The organism is Amycolatopsis thermoflava N1165 (genome assembly GCF_000473265.1).
Taxonomy (GTDB): Bacteria; Actinomycetota; Actinomycetes; order Mycobacteriales; family Pseudonocardiaceae; genus Amycolatopsis_E; species Amycolatopsis_E thermoflava.
In genome coordinates this window covers 7103745-7120286 of sequence record NZ_KI421511.1, presented here as the reverse complement: position 1 = coordinate 7120286, position 16542 = coordinate 7103745, and the positions used below count along the sequence as shown (strand labels likewise).

Below are 16542 nucleotides of genomic sequence, written 5' to 3'. Positions count from 1 at the left end.
CGGGAAGGTCCAGCTTAGCCGGTGACGCCGTCCTCGATCGCCGCCTTCGCCACGGCGGCGGCGACCTCGGGGGCGACGCGCGGGTCGAGCGGGCTCGGCACGATGCGGTCGGGCCCCAGGTCGTCCTGCGCGACGGCGACGATCGCCTCGGCGGCCGCCAGCTTCATGTTCTCGGTGATCGCCCGCGCGCCGGCGTCCAGCGCGCCCCGGAACACGCCGGGGAAGGCGAGCACGTTGTTGATCTGGTTCGGGAAGTCGCTGCGCCCGGTCGCCACGATCGCCGCGTACTTGGCGGCCTCGTGCGGGTGGACCTCCGGGTCCGGGTTGGACAACGCGAACACGATCGGGTCATCGGCCATGTCGGCCAGCAACTCCGGCTCGATCGTGGACCCGGACAGCCCCAGGTACACGTCCGCCCCGCGCAGCGCCTCGGCCAGGCCGCCACGCAGACCGGCCTTGTTGGTGGTCTGGGCCAGCTTCTCCTTGACCGGGTTCAGCCCGTCCCGGCCGGGGTGGATGATGCCGCGCGAGTCCAGCACCGTGACGTCGGCGACACCGGCCTCCTGCAGGATCTTCGCGCACGCGACACCCGCGGCGCCCGCGCCGGAGACGACCACCCGCTGCTGCTTGATGTCCCGGTCGAGCACCAGGTTCGCGCCACGCAGCGCGGCCAGCGTCACGATCGCCGTGCCGTGCTGGTCGTCGTGCATGACCGGGCAGTCCAGCGCCTCCTTGAGCTTGTCCTCCAGCTCGAAGCAGCGCGGCGCGGAGATGTCCTCCAGGTTGACGGCACCGTAGGACGGGCGCAGCCGCACCAGCGTCTCGACGATCTCGTCGACGTCCTTGGTGTCCAGCACCAGCGGGATCGAGTCCAGGCCGCCGAAGGTCTTGAAGAGCACCGACTTGCCCTCCATGACGGGCAGCGACGCGCTCGCGCCGATGTCGCCAAGCCCCAGCACCGCGGTGCCGTCGCTGACGACGACCACCAGCCGGTGCGCCCACGTGTAGCGCTGGGCCAGCTCGGCGTTCTCGGCGATGGCGCGGCTCGCCTTGGCCACCCCCGGCGTGTAGGCGATCGAGAGGTCGCGCGGCTGCGAGATCGGGCGCGTGGCCGCCACCGACAGCTTGCCGCCCTCGTGACCGCGGAAGATCTCGTCGTCGGTCACCGGCGAGTAGTCGGTACCCGTCGGCGGCACTGCCTCGGCCGCCGTGCTCTTGCTGACCTCGTCGTTCATCGATGTCCCTGCCCTCGTATCAGAGGTCTGAGCGTAGGTCATGGAAATGAATCCCTCCCGGGACCGTGTGCGGGGACACTGCCCCATCCCCCAGTGGCGTGGTTGATCTCGCAGCTCGGTAGCCCGGGCGCGGTGGCGCCGGCAGCCGGCTCGGCGTCCGTCTCGGCCGTGCGAAGCCCTTGGTGAGGCGACGGCCGCGGACGCGGCGGTCCCCCCAGTGTTGCAGGCTCCGCACCGGTTGTGATGCCGAGGTGCGGTTGATGTCACAAAAAGGGGAGGTCAACGGGGTTCTAGCAAGACGTCCGTCCGGCTTGGGAGTGCCCCGCTAAGGTTCGGTGTATGGAGGTCCGCCAGCTCGCCGTCCCCGACGCCTACGAGTTCACGCCGCGTTCGTTCCCGGACCACCGCGGCCTTTTCGTCGCGCCGTTCCAGGAGGCGGCGCTCGTCGAGGCGATCGGGCACCCGCTGCACGTGGCGCAGACGAACCACAGCGTGTCCCGGCGGGGGACGATCCGGGGAGTGCATTTCGCCGACACGCCGCCCGGCCAGGCGAAGTACGTCTACTGCCCGCGCGGCGCGCTGCTCGACGTCGTGGTGGACCTGCGGGTCGGCTCGCCCACGTTCGGCACCTGGGACGCGGTGCGGCTCGATTCGGTGGACTACCGCGCGGTCTACATCGCGGAAGGCCTCGGGCACGCGTTCGTCGCACTGGAGGACGACACCGTGATGGCCTACCTCTGCTCCACCGGGTACAACCCATCGGGCGAACACGGGATCACCCCGCTGGACCCGGAACTGGGCCTGCCCTGGCCGTCGGACCTCGCACCGATCCTGTCCGAAAAGGACGAAGCGGCCCCGGCTCTCGCCGAGGCCGCCGCCGCTGGGCTGCTGCCGGTCTACGCCGACTGCGTCGCCCACTACGAAAAACTCCGCGCGGGCTAGAGCCTCATCCGACGACGTTCACACGCTCATCGTCCGCGTGCGCGCCGAACTCGGCGACGCGCACCTCCGCGATGCGCTCGTACCGGCTGATCCGGTCGGTCCACTCCGCGTCGACGCCGAACGCCGCCTGCGCGAAGCCCACCCGCCGGACGGCCTCGGCCAGGCCCGGATCTCCAGGGGCCAGCAGCCGCACCGGCGCGTCGAGCGCCACGGTGTGCGGCGGCACGAAGTACTCGTCCGGCAGAACGGTGCGCGCATGGACGAGCGCGCCGACAGCGACGACCGAGCCGGCCCCCAACCGCGCGCGCTGCAGGACCGTCGCCGCGGTCGCCACGTAGACGCACCTGCCGGCCTCGCAGCCCAGCAGCGTGGCATGTGGCCCCACGAAGACGTGGTCGCCGAGAAGCACCGGCTGGTCGCCGGCGACCGCGGACCCGCGCAACACCGCGTTCTCGCAGATCACCGCCGCCTCCCCGACCTCGATCCGAGACCCCTCGGCATCGAGCACCGCGCCGTACATGACCCGCGCCCTCGGCCCCACGCGGACATCGCCGACGAGTGTGGCCGTGGGGGCGATGTAGGCGGTGGGGTGGACCTGCGGTTCACACCCGCGGTGCCGGATGCGGATTCCCCGCGCTCGCACGATCACGACCGGATTCTCGGCCGACCGGCCGGGAGCGTGCTGGCGGATTTCGGACGTCTCGTTCGCCCGTCGGCTGATACGGGCTAGAAGTCCTCCGCGAGCACCCGCGCGATGTTGCGCTCGGCCAGCGCGGTGATCGTGACGAACGGGTTCACGCCCGTGCTGCCCGGGATCAGCGAGCCGTCGGTGACGTAGAGGTTGCGGTAGCCCTTCACGCGCCCGTACAGGTCGGTCGCCTTGCCCAGCACCAGGCCGCCCAGCGGGTGGTAGGTGAACCGGTTCTCGAACGCACGGGTGTCGCCGAACAGGTCGTAGCGGTAGATCGTCCCGTTCGCCGAGTTGATCCGGTCGAACAGGCTCTTCGCCGCGTCGATCGACGGCTGCCCCTGCGCCACATCCCACTGCAGAACGGCCTTGTCGGCGCCCGGGTCGTACTTGAACCACCCGCGCTCGGGGTTCTTGGTGATCGCCAGGTACAGGCTCGCCCACGTCTCCAGCCCGGCGGGCACCGGCGCGATCTCGGCGAACACCGGGTTGACCGGGTCCTCCCACGCGTCGATGCCGAGCGCGGGCATGCCCGACTCGACGGCGCCGACCGGGTCCCACACGTGGTTGGCCCGGCCCAGCATGACGTTGCCGTTGGTGCCCCAGCCCTGGCCGACGTCCTCGCCGAGGTCCGGCAGCTTGCCGGTGTCGCGCGCCCGCACCAGCAACTCGGTCGAGCCGAGGCTGCCCGCGCCGAGGAACAGGTACTTCGTCCCCAGCTGGCGCACGCCGAGCACGTTGCCATCGGCGTCGATCTGCCGCACCGTCAACGTGTACGTGCCGTCCTGCTGCTGGGCGATGTCGCGGACCTCGGTGAGCGTCCGGATGGTGACGTTGCCGGTGCCCAGCGCGGCGGCCAGGTAGCTCTTGTCCAGCGAGCGCTTGCCGTGGTTGTTGCCGTAGATGACCTCCGAGGCCAGCGCGGAGCGGGGCACCTCGCCTGCCTCTTCGCGGCGCATGTAGTCGAAGTCGTAGACGCTGGGCACGAACGTGGTCTTCAGCCCGGTCTTCTGCGCGTGCTTCCGTGAGACACGCGCGAACTGGTAGGAGTCGCAGGTCTCGAACCAGTCCGGGTCGATGTTGTTCACGCCCAGCATGGAGTTCGCGAGCGGGTAGTACCTGCCGTACATCTCGTCGGCGTCGACCTCGGGCAGGATTTCCTCGAAGTACCAGCGCTTCGGCGTCACGGCCATCGCGCCGTTGACCAGGGAGCCGCCGCCGACACCGCGGCCGACGTAGACCGACATGTCGCCGAAGTGCACCCGGTCCAGCACACCGGCGTACGGGTCGATGTCGCGGTTGGCCAGGTCGAGCCACAGGAACGAGGCCAGCGGCGCCTCCGTGCGGTTCTTGAACCACGACGACCGGCGGTCCGGGCTGAGCATGTCCGAGAAGATCTTGCCGTCCTCGCCCGGCGTGTTCCACAGCTGGCCCATTTCGAGCATCAGCGTCGGGACGCCGGCCGCCCCGAGGCGCAGCGCCGTGACGGCGGCCCCGTAGCCGGTGCCGACGACGACGGCCGGCGAGTAGTCGGTGGCCGCCGAGGCGGAGGTCCGGGTCGAGATCGTGGTCAGCCCGAGCGTGGCGGCGGAGCTGAGCGCGGTCAAGCCGAGGAACCGGCGTCGAGAGAAGGACATAACGCGAACCATATTCGGATCAGCCACGCTTTGTAAACGGTGTTAATCCCTAGTGGGGCGATGCCAGGGTCGGCTCCGGGCTTTCCCCGATGGTGCCGTTTGCGCAGGTCGGACAGGATTTGGATCATGAAGATCGCGCTCGCAGCGGCCGCCGTCGCCGCACTCGCCCTGACGGTCACCAGCGCTCTCCCCGCCCGCGCCGCGGAGGACACGTTCGCGGACTGCCCCGCCCTGCCCGCCGGCGCCGACCCGAGCCAGTGGCGCTGCGAGGTGCTCGACTCGACCGCCACCATGTCCTTCGGCGACGTCCGGGACCTGCCGCTGGGCCCGATGCGCCTGACCTTCGCCGAGGGGCAGCTGGACGGCCGGTACGCGCAGGTGTTCGGCGCGCTGAGATCCGAGCCGGTCGCGGTGCCCGGACTGCCGCGCGCCACGGTGCGGTTCGGCTACGGCGGCCACTCCGACTTCCAGTCCAACGACGAACGCAAGGGCGAGATCGACCTGGTCGCCGAGTTCGACGCGCCCTACCTGCCGCGCGACTGCGCGACCGGCGTCATCCACTCCGTCCTGCGGGCGGACGGGCCGACCGAGGTCGTCTCGACCGATCCGCTGACCCTGAAGTTCGCCACCTACGACCACGAACTGGCCGTGCCGGCGACGGAGAACTGCGGCCCGCTCGGCCGGGTGGTCGACCACCGGCTCGGCCTGCCCGCCGCGTCCGGGACGAACTCCTACGCCCAGACCACGACGGTCCGCCTGCGCGACTACTGACGTTTGGGCGTCACCCAGATAGTGATGGTGGCGGTGACGACGGGTTTGCCCGCCCGGTCGGAGATGACGACGGGCACCGGCAGTTCCACGCCATCGACGCCGAACTCCGGGATCTCCGGCAGCTCGGCGACCGCACGCAGGCCCGTCTCCGCCTTCGCCACGTACCCCACCGTCATGCCCTTGGGCAGCCACCGGTGCGTGGCGGGCAGGGTCGACTCGGCGAGCATCCCCATCGCGATCTCCGCGAGGTTGCACGCCGCGATCGCGTGAAACGTGCCGATGTGGTTGTGAACACCCCACCACTTCGGCGCGCGCACCGCGCAGTAGCCGGGACGCAGCTCCTCCACGGTCGGCAGCACCGAACCGAAATAGGGCACACGCAGGCAAATCGCGGTCGAGAACAGTCGTTTGCCGCCGGGCAGCGCGCTCAGCCGCTGCCACAGCGAGTAGGTCGAAACCACCGGCTCCTCCAATGTTACCGACCGGTAGCAAAGCAGACCGGTGGCTATATTCGCAAACGTGGACCACGAGCTCTTCCTCTTCCGCCACGGTCAGACCGAGTGGTCGGTGAACGGCAAGCACACCGGTCGCACCGACATCCCGCTGACCCCCGCCGGGGAGAACCAGGCGCGCGCCGCCGGCCTGACCCTGCAGACGCTCCGCAAGGGCCCCGCGCTGGTGCTGACCAGCCCGCGGCAGCGCGCGGTGCGTACGGCCGAGCTGGCCGGGCTGCGGATCGACGAGCAGACCGAAGACCTCGCGGAGTGGGACTACGGCGACTACGAGGGCGTCACCACGCCGGAGATCCGCAAGACCGTGCCCGGCTGGACCGTGTGGACGCACGAGATGCCCGGCGGCGAGACCGTCGAGCAGGTGACCGCCCGCGCGGACGCCCTGCTGGAGCGGGTGCGCGCGGCGCTGGCCGACACCGAGGTGATCCTCGTCGGCCACGGCCACTTCAGCCGGGTGCTGATCGCACGCTGGATCGGGCTGCCCGCCACCGCCGGCGTCCACTTCGGACTGGACCCGGCCGGGGTGACGGTCCTCGGCGACGAGCGCGGCGAGCCGAAGATCGAGCACCTGAACATCCCGCCGTCCTGACCGTAGCGATCCCGTACCACCGACGCGGTCAGCTCGCTTGACTCGAGGTCAACGAGGACAGCCCGGCGCCATCCACCTCGCCTAGCGTCGAGCCGTGAACTCCTTCGCTCGGGCCACCCACGTCGGCAGCCTCCTCCGTCCCCCGCGACTGCTGAAGGCACGGGCCGACCACGCCGCTGGCCGGCTCGACGACGCCGGGCTGCGGCGTGTCGAGCAGGAGTCGATCCTGGTGGCGTTGTCGGCGCAGCAGGACAGCGGCATCGGCGTCTACACCGACGGCGAGTACCTGCGAACGGATTTCATGAGCAGGCTCACCGAGCACGTGGACGGTTTCGCCGCGCAGGCGCCGTCGCTGGAATGGCGGTCCGGCGACCACGCCGAGGAGGACAGCGACATCCTCCGGCTCATCGGGGGCAAGCTCGCCTACCGCGAACGGTTCACCGACCGCGAGGCCGCCTTCCTCGCCGCACACGCGCCCGGCCCGTTCAAGATCGCCATCCCGGAGGTCACGAACTTCGTGGTGGCCAACTGGGACCCGCGGGTCAGCGGCCCGCACTACCCCAGCCGCGCCGACATCGTCGACGACCTGGCGGCCGTCCTGCTGCAGGAGGCCGCGGCGCTCGCCGAGGACGGCGTCCGGCAAGTCCAGATCGACGCGCCGTGCTTCATCGCCTTCGCCAATCCGCGCATCCTCGGGCTCCTCGAGTCGGAGGGCATCGACGCGCGGGATCTGCTGCGCCGCTGCATCGAAGCCGACGCGGCCGTCGTCCGGCTGCTGCGCGACCGCGGCGTCGTGGTGGGCATGCACATCTGCCGCGGCAACTACCGCGGCCAGTGGTTCAACGAGGGTTTCTACGACGACATCGCGGCGGACGTGTTCGGCGGCATCCCGGTGGACCACTGGCTGCTGGAGTACGACACCGAACGTGCCGGCACCTTCGAGCCGCTCCAGCACGTGCCGGACGGGGTGCGGGTCGTGCTGGGCCTGGTCACGACGAAGACCGGTGAGCTGGAGGACGCCGACGAGCTCGCCCGGCGGGTGGACGAGGCCGCGCGGATCGTCCCGCTGGCGGATCTGGCGGTCAGCCCACAGTGCGGGTTCGCATCCGAGGTGCGGGGAAACCCGCTGACTTGGGACGATCAGCGCCGGAAGCTGGACCTGACGGTTACGGTGGCGCAGCGGGTCTGGGGAGGGGTCTGAGTCTGGCAGGATCGGGTGCAGCTCACCCGCCGAATCCTGGGAGTCCCCATGCCCGACAGCCGCATCCGCCGGATCCGCGAGTCCGATGTGGACGAAGTCGCGCAGCTGGTGCACGAACTGGCCGCCTACGAGAAGGCGCCGCAGGACTGCCACCTGACGGCCGACCGCCTGCGGGTGGCGCTGTTCGGCGACAACCCGGCGGTGTTCGGGCACGTCGCCGAGCAGGACGGCGAGATCGTCGGGTTCGCGCTGTGGTTCCTGAACTTCTCCACGTGGCGCGGCGTGCACGGCATCTACCTGGAGGACCTGTTCGTCAAGTCCGAGCTGCGCGGCTCCGGCCTGGGCAAGGCGCTGCTGGCGACGCTCGCGAAGGAGTGCGTTGACCGCGGCTTCGCGCGACTGGAGTGGTCAGTGCTGGACTGGAACCCGGCGACCGGGTTCTACAAGTCCCTCGGGGCGACCCCGATGGACGAGTGGACCGTCTACCGCCTCACCGACACCGCGCTGGACAAGCTCGCGAAGCTCGCCTAGTCCTCCTCGCCGCGCTCCCGGCGGCGGCCGGCCATCCCGCCGCGCTCGGCGGCCTCCTCCTCGGTCTCGTCCTCGTGCTGCCCGAGCGCCCACGCCCGCGCGGGCTGGCGGAACAGCAGCACGATGATCGCCACGCCGAGGACGATGATCGGCACCCCGAACGCCGGCCGCCCGGACGGCCCGGCCATGTACCAGCCGACGCCCGCGGTGATGAGCGCCATCACCAGCCCCGGCGAGCGGGCCCAGGTGTGGCCGAACAGCAGCCCGATCCCGCAGCCGACGACGGCGAGCCCGAACAGCACGTAGAAGGCACCCTCGGCGAGCACGCTGGTCAGCGGCATGGAGTCACCGGGCGAGGCGAACAGCAGCGCGCCGAACACCAGCAGGCCGATCCCCGGCAGGACGGTCAGCGCGCCGGCCACCCTGACCTCGCGCGGAGCGGGTGAAATCTTGTCGGCGAGCGCCATCGCAAAGGGCCTTCCACCAGCGGCTGAGCGGCACGGGTGACCGTGCGTGAACGCCATCGATACTAAGCCACCCGGTCGGCCGTTTTCGAACCGCGGCCAACCGCGCCAAGATCTGGGTGTCGTCGATGAGCCGGCGGACGCCCGGGGTGCACTTGTCACGACGAACGGACCGTGCCGAACGACGGGAGGTCAACCGGCAGGCTTTTCGCAGTGATGAGGTTCGCGCTGACGCTTGGGATGCGCCCGATTGGCCTACCCTGCGAGCATGCGCGCGATTCTGGTGGTCAACCCGCAGGCCACGTCCACGACGGCAGGCGGGCGGGACGTGCTCGCGCACGCGTTGGCCAGCCAGGTGAAGCTGGAGGTCGTGGAGACCGACTACCGCGGCCACGCGCTGGCGGTGGCCAGGGACGCCGCACGGGACGGGGTCGACCTGGTGGTCGCCCATGGCGGTGACGGCACGGTGAACGAGGTCGTCAACGGCCTGCTCGCCGACGGGCCTGGCGCGCCGGTGCCCGCGCTCGGCGTCGTGCCCGGCGGGTCGGCCAACGTGTTCGCGCGCGCCCTCGGTGTTTCCCGGGATCCGGTGGAGGCCACGCACCAGCTGCTGTCGGCCATCGAGTCGGGCCGCAGCCGCCGCGTCGGGCTGGGCCTGGCGGACGGGCGGTGGTTCACCTTCAACGCGGGCCTCGGCTGGGACGCCGACGTGGTCGCCACGGTCGCCGACCGGCGCGGGAAGCAGACCAACGCGCAGCTGTACATGCGGGCGGCGGTGACGTGCTACTTCCGCCCGCGGTCCCCCCGGTTGCCGCTCACCGTGCACGTACCCGGCGAGGAGCCGGCCGAGGTGCGGATGGCGTTCGTGTCCAACACGGATCCGTGGAGCTACCTCGGCGAGCGGCCCGTTCACCTCAACACCGGCAGCTCCTTCGAGCGGGGTCTCGGGCTGTTCGCGCTGCGCAAGCTGTCGCTGCCGCTGGTGTTCCGGCACGTCCGCCAGGCGCTGCGGGCGGAGGCCGAGCACCGCGGCAAGGCGCTCGTGAAGTACGACGACCTGGCGAAACTCAGCGTGACCGCGGAGGAGCCGGTAAACTTCCAGGTCGACGGCGACCTGATCGGCCGTCGGACGCAGGTGGACTTCACCAGCGTGCCCGACGTGCTGACCGTGCTGGCGTGAGTGATCGGTCCGGCGATCTGCAACTTGCCGTTCGTCGACGCACACGGTCCACTCACCGCATCGTCCTTCCCCCGCGAAGGCCGTTTCGGAGAGAAACCGCAGGTCAGCGGGGTCGCCTGACCAGGTGAGCTGACTCACCGATGTTGCGAAAACACTTGTCGAAAGCGGTGCTTCGTGAAAGCATTCACAAGCACCCCAAGAAACGATCCGCCATGACGACCTGTGGCGCAGCACGCTCTGCGCCCCGAGAAGGAGCTCACAGAAATGGACTGGCGCCACGACGCTGCCTGCCGCGACGAGGACCCCGAGCTGTTCTTCCCTGTCGGGAACAGCGGTCCCGCGCTGCTGCAGATCGCCGAGGCGAAAGCCGTATGCCACCGCTGCCCGGCAGCGTCCGAGTGCCTGGCCTGGGCCCTGGCCAGCGGCCAGGACTCCGGTGTCTGGGGCGGGATGAGCGAAGACGAGCGCCGTGCCCTGAAGCGCCGTCGTGCTCACATCGGCATGCGCACCGCCTGACCTCTCCACGCGCTGCGGCGTCGCTTAACGCGTCTCTTACGAGAGTACGCGGGACCTGACGCAGGGGCTCACACGCCCCCACTTAACGTTCGAAGGCCCGGCACCCACCTCCCGCGGGTGCCGGGCTTTTGAACGTCCTGAGCAGGAATTTTGGGTTTCGGCTGCCCTCGCCCGAGTGGGTTCCGCACATGCCCGGTGACGTTCCACCCGCTCCTGGGCTCCTGCTTTCGTCCGGCGTCGGCTCCTGCTCCGGCCAACTCCAGCTGCCGCTGCTTTCGTCCGGCGTCGGCTCCTGCTCCGGCCAACTCCAGCTGCCGCTCCTGCCTGACGGCTGCTCCCGTTTCGTCACCGGCACCGGCCGTCGCCCTGTCTGAGCGCCTCCCATCCGCGGGAGACGCCCACTCACACGGGCACCGTTGGCCCTCTCGCCTAGGCACCATTGGCTGGCTCTCTCGCTGGCCCTCTCCGGCCTCTCGCCGGCCCTTTCACGCTCCACGCACCGCTGGCCCACCCACGCGGGCACGGTTGGCCACCTCGCCGGACACGACTGGCCACCTCACGCAGCCACCAGCGGCCACCTCGCGCGGGCGCGACTGGCCCACTCACCCGCGCCCCGACCGGCCACCTCACGCAGTCCCGATTGGCCACCTCACGCGGGTGCCAGCGGCAACCTCGGGCAGTCCCGACTGGCCACCTCACGCGGGTGCCAGCGGCAACCTCGGGCAGGCGCGACTGACCCACTCGTGGGAGGCACACGACCGGCCACCTCACACACGCACCAATGGCCACCCCATGCAAGCATGACTGGCCACCTCACCGCGGGCCACACGCCCGGCCACCTCACGCAGCCACCAGCGGCCACCTCGCACGGGCGCGACTGGCCCACTCACCCGCGCCCCGCCCGGCCCCCTCACGCAGCCCCGACTGGTCACCTCAAGCAGGTGCCAGCGGCAACCTCGCGCAGGCGCGACTGGCCAACACAACCCACCCAAGCAGGCCCAAAGAAACTACGGCCGCCGCCCCAGGGGAAGCCTCAACGCGGCCTCCGTACCGCGCGCCGCACCGTCCCGCAGCTTCCGCAACGACAGCGAGCCCCGCAGCTCGGACTCGACCAGGGTGCGCACGATCTGCAGCCCCAGCCCGTCAGCCCGCTCCAGCGAGAACCCGGACGGCAACCCCCGGCCGTTGTCGCGGATCAGAACATCCAGCCAGCGCGCCGAGCGGCTCACCACGATCTCCACCTTGCCCGGCCGCCCATCCGGGAAGGCGTGCTCCACCGCGTTCTGCACCAGCTCCGCCAGCACCATCACGAGCGGCGTCGCGATCTCCGCGACCACCACCCCGAACGAGCCGGACCGGCTGATGCTCACCCGCGACTCCGCGGTCGCCACCTCGCCGACCATCGGCAGCACGTTGTCCAGCAACTTGTCCAGGTCGACCCGCTCGTCGACCGACACCGACAGCGCCTCGTGCACCATCGCGATCGACGCGACCCGCCGCACGGACTCCGTCAGCGCCTGTCTCGCCTCGGCATTCGAGGTGCGCCGCGACTGCAAGCGCAGCAACGCGGCCACCGTCTGCAGGTTGTTCTTGACCCGGTGATGGATCTCCCGGATCGTGGCGTCCTTCGACAGCAGCGCCCGGTCCCGCCGCTTCACCTCGGTCACGTCCCGGCACAGCACCAGCGCCCCCGCCGGCTGCCCGTGCGGCCGCAGCGGCAACGCCCGGAACAACACGACCGCCCCCCGCCGCGACTCGGCCTCCGTGCGGCTGCCTGGCTTCCCGTCCAGGGCGTCCAGGATCCGGTGCGCGACCTCCGTCGCGTCGAACGGGTCCCGGATCAGCGACCGCGTCAACGGCGCCAGCCGCGTCCCCACCAGGTCCGACTCGTGGCCCATCCGGTGGTACGCCGACAGACCGTTGGGGCTCGCGAACACCACGTTGCCGGCCGCGTCCAGTCGGATCAGCCCGTCCCCCACCCGCGGGCTCGTGTGCACGTCCGTCTGGCTGTCCACGTGCGGGAACGTGCCGTCGACGATCATCTGGCACAGGTCGCCCGCGCTGCCCAGGTAAGCCACCTCGAGCGGGCTCGGCACGCGCGGCGCGGCCAGGTTCGTCTCACGGGACAGCACCGCGATCACGTTCGAGCCGAACGTGACCGGGATCGCCTCCCGGCGCATCGGCAGGTCGCGGTACCAGTGCGGGTCCTCCTCGCGGCAGATCCGGACCTCCCGGATCGCCCGCGCGAGCTGCGGGTGGTCCGCCACCGTGAACCGCGCGCCGACCACGTCCTCGGGGTGCGCGGTGGGCGCCGTGGTGGGGCGGGCCTGCGCGACGCACACGAAGTCGCCGCCCTGCTCGTTGTGCTCCGGCGACACCGGCACCCACAGCAGGAAGTCGGCGAAGGACAGGTCGGCGAGCAGCTGCCACTCGGCCACCACGGCCTGGAGGTGGTCCGCCGCCTCGCCGGACAGGCCGGTGTTCTCGGCCAGCAGGTCGGAAAGTGTCGTCACGCTGGTACTCCTCCTCGGGGCAGCTCAAGTGAACCAGAGCGGGACCTTCCCAGCACCCGTCGGGGCGAACCTGAGACACTGGTGGGCAGATCGCGACCAGGGAAGGAGCAGGCATGTCGAAGCGAGCCCGCAAGCGCCGCGACCGCCGGAAGAACGGCGCCAACCACGGCAAGAAGCCCAACAGCTGAGTTCGGGCAACGAGAAAGGCCCCGGTGTCATGCACCGGGGCCTTCGTCGTGTCCGGGGTACTACTCGGCGTTCTGCTCCAGCCGGACCTCGGTCCGCTCGATCGTCACGTCACCGCGCCGCTCGACCGTCTGGTAGATCGACGCCCGCAGCTTCTGCTTGAACTCGTCCGGTGCGGTGTCGCCGCCGCACTTGCGGTGCAGGAGCTGCTTGAGCTGCTCGTCGATGCCGTACTCCTCGAGGCACGGCGGGCAGTCCTCGATGTGCTTGCGCAGCTGCGCGTCCCGCTCCGGGCTGCACTCGCGATCCAGCAACAGGAAGATCTCGGCGAGCGCCTCGGAACAGCGGACGTCGTCCTTGTGCGGCTCACGACCGGTGGTCATCGCGCTACCTCCTGCTTGGCGCCGCGGATGAAGCCGCGCTCGCGCGCGACGTCGGCGAGCAGGTTGCGCAGCTGGGCGCGGCCACGGTGCAGGCGGGACATCACGGTCCCGATCGGCGTGTCCATGATCTCGGCGATTTCCTTGTAGGCGAAGCCCTCGACGTCGGCGAGGTACACGGCGAGCCGGAACTCCTCCGGCAGCTGCTGCAGCGCGTCCTTGACGTCGCTGTCGGGCAGCCGGTCCATCGCCTCGACCTCGGCCGACCGCAGACCGCTCGAGGTGTGGCTCTCCGCCTGGGCGATCTGCCAGTCGGTGATCTCCTCGGTCGGCTGCTGCACCGGCTGACGCTGACGCTTCCGGTACCCGTTGATGTAGGTGTTGGTGAGGATGCGGTACATCCAGGCCTTGAGGTTCGTGCCCTCCTTGAAGGAGGCGAACGCGCCGTAGGCCTTGAGGTAGGTCTCCTGCACGAGGTCCTCGGCGTCCGCCGGGTTCCTCGTCATGCGCAGAGCGGCCGAGTACAGCTGGTCCAGCAGCGGCATCGCGTCGCGCTCGAAGCGCTCGGCGCGCTCTTCGACCGGCTCCTGCTCGGAGCCGGATTCGGGCACCGCGGAGTTCTGCGTGCTCGGCAAACCGTTCCCTTTCCCATCCGCGTCGAAGCGGTCCACACCCGTGGCCGGGTGCGCATACGACAGCTTCGAGGATACGCGGACGGGCTTGGCCGGGCCGGGTACACCGGCCGGCCGGGTGACGGCCTGCACACGGGCTCGTCGATCAGCAAGCTTTGACGGCACGTCCCTGTCAACACCGCACGATCCGGGCACATTCCCCGCCGCGGGAAAAGGACTTGCGCCTCCCGGCTAACGTGCACCCCATGGCCGGGAAGGGAACGCCGGCGACCGCCCTGCTCGCGAAGCAGAAAGTCGCACACAAGCTGCACGCCTACGACCACGATCCGAAGCACGAGTCCTACGGCCTGGAAGCGGCCGAGGTGCTTGGGCTCGAACCGGACCGCGTGTTCAAGACGCTGGTGGCCGATGTGGACGGAAAGCTGACGGTGGGCGTGGTGCCGGTCACCGGACAGCTGGACCTGAAGGCGCTGGCCGCGGCGGTCGGCGGCAAGCGGGCGAAGATGGCGGACGCGGCCGCCGCCCAGCGCGCGACCGGTTACGTCCTCGGCGGCATCTCGCCGCTGGGCCAGCGCTCGCGGCTGCCCGTGGTGATCGACGAGACGGCGGAGAAGTTCGAGACGATCTACTGCTCGGCAGGCCGCCGCGGCCTGGAGGTAGAACTGGCGCCCGCCGACCTGGTGCAACTGACCTCCGCCACCGTGGCACCCATCCGCGCCTGACCCGACGGGTAGCACCCGGCCACCATCGCGCCGACACGGGCAGCGTGCCTCGGGCGCGACGCCGCCCAGCCAACGCCTGCCGCCGCGGCCTGGAGGTAGAACTGGCGCCCGCCGACCTGGTGCAACTGACCTCCGCCACCGTGGCACCCATCCGCGCCTGACCCGACGGGTAGCACCCGGCCACCATCGCGCCGACACAGGCAGCGTGCCTCGGGCGCAACGCCGCCCAGCCAACGCCTGCCGCCGCGGCCTGGAGGTAGAACTGGCGCCCGCCGACCTGGTGCAACTGACCTCCGCCACCGTGGCACCCATCCGCGCCTGACCCGGCTGGCGGCACCCAGCCACCATCGCGCTGACCGGCGCCGCGGCGAGCACCGTGCCTCGGGCGCGACGCCGCCCAGCCGACGCCTGCCGCCTACGTCAGTGGCCGCAGCACCTTCGCGAGCCACTCGTGCACCGTGCGGTACACCGCTTCCAGGTCGGCGTCCAGCGCGTGCGTCCCGCGCACCACGACGACCTCGTGGTGCGGCCCCGGCTTCGGGCAGCCGAACGGGTCGGTCTCGCCCTGCACGACCAGCGTCGGGACCTCCACGGCGTCCAGCTCGGCCTGCCTGCTCTTCTCCGGCCTGCCCGGCGGGTGCTCCGGGAACGCCAGGCACAGCACCGCCACCGCCTGCCCGGCCGCCGCGGTCCGGCACGCCACCCGCGCCCCCGACGAGCGGCCGCCGAACACCATCGGCAGGTCGTCGAAGCGGTCGCACAGCTCCTCGGCCACCGCGAGCCACGCCGTGTCCAGCTGCTTCGCAGGCGCGGGTGCCCGGCGGCCTGCCACCCGGTAGGGCTGCTCGACCAGCGCGACGTGCACCCCGGCCGCCTGTCCCGCGCGCGTGGCCGCGACCAGGTCCTTCGCCTCGATCCCGCCGCCGGCGCCGTGGCCGAGCATCAGCACCGCCTCGCCGTCGGGCGCGCAATGCAGCTCCGCCATGGCCGGGCCGTGCGGTGTCGGGATCTCGATCCGGGTCATGGGTTCGGCAGGTCGAACAGGGCTTCGGCGGCGTCCAGGTCGGTGGCCGGCTCGACCCGCTCGATCAGCTCCGGGCCGTTGTTGCGCACGTTGCCGACCCGGTCGGACACCGGCCGCAGCTCGATGGTCTCCATCAGGTCCATCGGCGGCGCCAGCAGCTCGCCGACCTCGGTGCGGTCCGGGTCGAGCCAGTCCGCCCAGTTCCGCTCGTGGATGACCAGCGGCATCCGGTCGTGCACGTCGGTCAGCCGCCCGGCCGCGTCGGTCGTGATGATGGAAAAGGTGATCAGCTGCGGGGCGTCCGGGTCCTTCGGGTCGCGCCAGGTGTCCCAGATCCCGGCGAAGGACAGCGAGTGGCCGTCCGGCCGGGTCATGTAGAACGGTTCCTTCTGCTTTCCCGTGCGCCGCCACTCATACCAGCCGTCGGCGGGCACCAGGCAGCGCCGCTGCGCGAGCGACTTCTTGAAGGCCGGCTTCTCGGCCGCCGTCTCGGCGCGGGTGTTGATCATCCGGTTGCCGACGGACACGTCCTTGGCCCAGAACGGAACCAGCCCCCAGCGCATGACCCGCAGGCTGCGCACGGCTGGCTCGTCCTCCAGGACCTGCCCGTCGGCGTCCCGCGGGTGCCGCTGCACCACGGTGACCACGTTCTTGGTCGGCGCGACGTTGTAGTCGGCCTCGCGCGCCTTGCCGTCGGTCTCGTCCACGGCGTCGAACTCCTGGGCCAGATCGGCCGGGTTCTTCTTCGCCGCGTAGCGGCCGCACATCTCGCCCAACTCCTTCGGACCGGCTGCGGATAACCCATCGTGACACGGGTGG

General features: G+C 70.8%; 19 protein-coding genes and 1 pseudogene. 10 read left to right on the top strand and 10 right to left on the bottom strand.

The window, feature by feature from the left end; translation table 11 throughout:
• Nucleotides 1-14: 14 nt before the first annotated feature.
• The gene (locus AMYTH_RS0135365) at nucleotides 15-1235 is read right to left on the bottom strand and encodes an NAD(P)-dependent malic enzyme (RefSeq protein WP_051362911.1); all 1221 of its coding nucleotides are present in this window, start codon (nucleotides 1233-1235) and stop codon (nucleotides 15-17) included.
• Nucleotides 1236-1574: 339 nt separating this feature from the next.
• Here AMYTH_RS0135365 and AMYTH_RS0135360 point away from each other — a divergent pair, with 339 nt between their 5' ends.
• A complete protein-coding gene (locus AMYTH_RS0135360) occupies nucleotides 1575-2177 on the top strand; it encodes a dTDP-4-dehydrorhamnose 3,5-epimerase family protein (protein WP_017984691.1) in 603 nt (200 codons plus the stop codon).
• A 4-nt stretch (nucleotides 2178-2181) separates the two neighbouring features.
• Here the strand turns inward: AMYTH_RS0135360 and AMYTH_RS0135355 are convergent, their stop codons facing one another.
• Entirely contained in the window at nucleotides 2182-2826 is a 645-nt protein-coding gene (locus AMYTH_RS0135355; RefSeq protein ID WP_027934177.1) for a gamma carbonic anhydrase family protein, read from the bottom strand.
• 77 nt (nucleotides 2827-2903) lie between these two features.
• On the bottom strand, nucleotides 2904-4502 hold the full coding sequence (locus AMYTH_RS0135350; protein ID WP_027934176.1) for a GMC oxidoreductase: 1599 nt from the start codon (nucleotides 4500-4502) through the stop codon (nucleotides 2904-2906).
• 126 nt (nucleotides 4503-4628) lie between these two features.
• Between AMYTH_RS0135350 and AMYTH_RS0135345 the strand changes: the two genes are divergently transcribed.
• Nucleotides 4629-5273: a hypothetical protein gene (locus AMYTH_RS0135345; RefSeq protein ID WP_027934175.1), complete on the top strand. Its 645-nt coding sequence runs from the start codon at nucleotides 4629-4631 to the stop codon at nucleotides 5271-5273.
• Here the strand turns inward: AMYTH_RS0135345 and AMYTH_RS0135340 are convergent.
• Nucleotides 5267-5734, bottom strand: coding sequence for a hotdog fold domain-containing protein (locus AMYTH_RS0135340; RefSeq protein ID WP_027934174.1), 468 nt, complete (start codon nucleotides 5732-5734; stop codon nucleotides 5267-5269). The genes AMYTH_RS0135345 and AMYTH_RS0135340 overlap by 7 nt on opposite strands.
• A 58-nt stretch (nucleotides 5735-5792) precedes the next feature.
• Here AMYTH_RS0135340 and AMYTH_RS0135335 point away from each other — a divergent pair, with 58 nt between their 5' ends.
• From AMYTH_RS0135335 to AMYTH_RS0135325, 3 genes are all read left to right on the top strand, one after another.
• The gene (locus tag AMYTH_RS0135335) at nucleotides 5793-6374 is read left to right on the top strand and encodes an acid phosphatase (protein ID WP_020420492.1); all 582 of its coding nucleotides are present in this window, start codon (nucleotides 5793-5795) and stop codon (nucleotides 6372-6374) included.
• A 94-nt stretch (nucleotides 6375-6468) separates the two neighbouring features.
• A complete protein-coding gene (locus AMYTH_RS0135330) occupies nucleotides 6469-7575 on the top strand; it encodes a cobalamin-independent methionine synthase II family protein (protein ID WP_027934173.1) in 1107 nt (368 codons plus the stop codon).
• Between the two features lie 48 nt (nucleotides 7576-7623).
• The gene (locus AMYTH_RS0135325) at nucleotides 7624-8106 is read left to right on the top strand and encodes a GNAT family N-acetyltransferase (RefSeq protein ID WP_027934172.1); all 483 of its coding nucleotides are present in this window, start codon (nucleotides 7624-7626) and stop codon (nucleotides 8104-8106) included.
• Here AMYTH_RS0135325 and AMYTH_RS0135320 read toward each other — a convergent pair.
• On the bottom strand, nucleotides 8103-8573 hold the full coding sequence (locus AMYTH_RS0135320; protein ID WP_027934171.1) for a DUF7144 family membrane protein: 471 nt from the start codon (nucleotides 8571-8573) through the stop codon (nucleotides 8103-8105). The two genes, AMYTH_RS0135325 and AMYTH_RS0135320, sit on opposite strands and share 4 nt — an antisense overlap.
• A gap of 265 nt (nucleotides 8574-8838) precedes the next feature.
• On the opposite strand from AMYTH_RS0135320, the gene AMYTH_RS0135315 reads away from it, so the two are divergent.
• Nucleotides 8839-9750 (top strand): diacylglycerol/lipid kinase family protein, encoded by a 912-nt coding sequence (locus AMYTH_RS0135315; RefSeq protein WP_027934170.1) that lies wholly within the window; start codon nucleotides 8839-8841, stop codon nucleotides 9748-9750.
• A 264-nt stretch (nucleotides 9751-10014) separates the two neighbouring features.
• Nucleotides 10015-10266, top strand: coding sequence for a WhiB family transcriptional regulator (locus AMYTH_RS0135310; RefSeq protein WP_026153466.1), 252 nt, complete (start codon nucleotides 10015-10017; stop codon nucleotides 10264-10266).
• Between the two features lie 1007 nt (nucleotides 10267-11273).
• Here the strand turns inward: AMYTH_RS0135310 and AMYTH_RS0135305 are convergent.
• Nucleotides 11274-12779 (bottom strand): sensor histidine kinase, encoded by a 1506-nt coding sequence (locus tag AMYTH_RS0135305; protein ID WP_017984702.1) that lies wholly within the window; start codon nucleotides 12777-12779, stop codon nucleotides 11274-11276.
• 113 nt (nucleotides 12780-12892) lie between these two features.
• Between AMYTH_RS0135305 and AMYTH_RS51260 the strand changes: the two genes are divergently transcribed.
• Nucleotides 12893-12967, top strand: coding sequence for a 50S ribosomal protein bL37 (locus AMYTH_RS51260; protein ID WP_369794341.1), 75 nt, complete (start codon nucleotides 12893-12895; stop codon nucleotides 12965-12967).
• 60 nt (nucleotides 12968-13027) lie between these two features.
• Here AMYTH_RS51260 and rsrA read toward each other — a convergent pair whose 3' ends face one another.
• Both rsrA and AMYTH_RS0135295 read right to left on the bottom strand, forming a co-directional pair.
• Entirely contained in the window at nucleotides 13028-13348 is a 321-nt protein-coding gene (gene rsrA / locus AMYTH_RS0135300; protein WP_020420497.1) for a mycothiol system anti-sigma-R factor, read from the bottom strand.
• On the bottom strand, nucleotides 13345-13980 hold the full coding sequence (locus tag AMYTH_RS0135295; protein WP_026153467.1) for a sigma-70 family RNA polymerase sigma factor: 636 nt from the start codon (nucleotides 13978-13980) through the stop codon (nucleotides 13345-13347). Before AMYTH_RS0135295 ends, rsrA begins: the two co-directional genes overlap by 4 nt.
• A gap of 242 nt (nucleotides 13981-14222) precedes the next feature.
• On the opposite strand from AMYTH_RS0135295, the gene ybaK reads away from it, so the two are divergent.
• Together ybaK and AMYTH_RS50625 are read left to right on the top strand one after the other, a co-directional pair.
• Nucleotides 14223-14699, top strand: a complete 477-nt coding sequence (ybaK, locus tag AMYTH_RS0135290; protein ID WP_027934169.1) for a Cys-tRNA(Pro) deacylase — start codon at nucleotides 14223-14225, stop codon at nucleotides 14697-14699.
• Nucleotides 14700-14770: 71 nt separating this feature from the next.
• Nucleotides 14771-14860 (top strand): annotated as a pseudogene (locus AMYTH_RS50625) (Cys-tRNA(Pro) deacylase); the annotation flags it as partial.
• A 254-nt stretch (nucleotides 14861-15114) separates the two neighbouring features.
• On the opposite strand, the gene AMYTH_RS0135285 reads toward AMYTH_RS50625, so the two are convergent.
• On the bottom strand, nucleotides 15115-15723 hold the full coding sequence (locus AMYTH_RS0135285) for an alpha/beta hydrolase family protein (RefSeq protein ID WP_027934168.1): 609 nt from the start codon (nucleotides 15721-15723) through the stop codon (nucleotides 15115-15117).
• Complete coding sequence (locus AMYTH_RS0135280) at nucleotides 15720-16490, bottom strand: SOS response-associated peptidase (RefSeq protein WP_027934167.1); 771 nt, start codon at nucleotides 16488-16490, stop codon at nucleotides 15720-15722. The genes AMYTH_RS0135285 and AMYTH_RS0135280 overlap by 4 nt, the downstream gene beginning before the upstream one ends.
• Nucleotides 16491-16542: the final 52 nt, after the last annotated feature.

Excerpts from the sequence above, each read along its gene's own strand:
- AMYTH_RS0135345 (WP_027934175.1), top strand. The coding sequence starts at position 4,629 with ATGAAGATCGCGCTCGCAGCGGCCGCCGTCGCCGCACTCGCCCTGACG.
- AMYTH_RS0135315 (WP_027934170.1), top strand. The coding sequence starts at position 8,839 with ATGCGCGCGATTCTGGTGGTCAACCCGCAGGCCACGTCCACGACGGCA.
- AMYTH_RS0135325 (WP_027934172.1), top strand. The coding sequence starts at position 7,624 with ATGCCCGACAGCCGCATCCGCCGGATCCGCGAGTCCGATGTGGACGAA.
- AMYTH_RS0135285 (WP_027934168.1), bottom strand. The coding sequence starts at position 15,723 with ATGACCCGGATCGAGATCCCGACACCGCACGGCCCGGCCATGGCGGAG.
- AMYTH_RS0135350 (WP_027934176.1), bottom strand. The coding sequence starts at position 4,502 with ATGTCCTTCTCTCGACGCCGGTTCCTCGGCTTGACCGCGCTCAGCTCC.
- AMYTH_RS0135365 (WP_051362911.1), bottom strand. The coding sequence starts at position 1,235 with ATGAACGACGAGGTCAGCAAGAGCACGGCGGCCGAGGCAGTGCCGCCG.
- AMYTH_RS0135360 (WP_017984691.1), top strand. The coding sequence starts at position 1,575 with ATGGAGGTCCGCCAGCTCGCCGTCCCCGACGCCTACGAGTTCACGCCG.
- AMYTH_RS0135320 (WP_027934171.1), bottom strand. The coding sequence starts at position 8,573 with ATGGCGCTCGCCGACAAGATTTCACCCGCTCCGCGCGAGGTCAGGGTG.
- rsrA (WP_020420497.1), bottom strand. The coding sequence starts at position 13,348 with ATGACCACCGGTCGTGAGCCGCACAAGGACGACGTCCGCTGTTCCGAG.
- AMYTH_RS0135310 (WP_026153466.1), top strand. The coding sequence starts at position 10,015 with ATGGACTGGCGCCACGACGCTGCCTGCCGCGACGAGGACCCCGAGCTG.
- AMYTH_RS0135280 (WP_027934167.1), bottom strand. The coding sequence starts at position 16,490 with ATGTGCGGCCGCTACGCGGCGAAGAAGAACCCGGCCGATCTGGCCCAG.
- ybaK (WP_027934169.1), top strand. The coding sequence starts at position 14,223 with ATGGCCGGGAAGGGAACGCCGGCGACCGCCCTGCTCGCGAAGCAGAAA.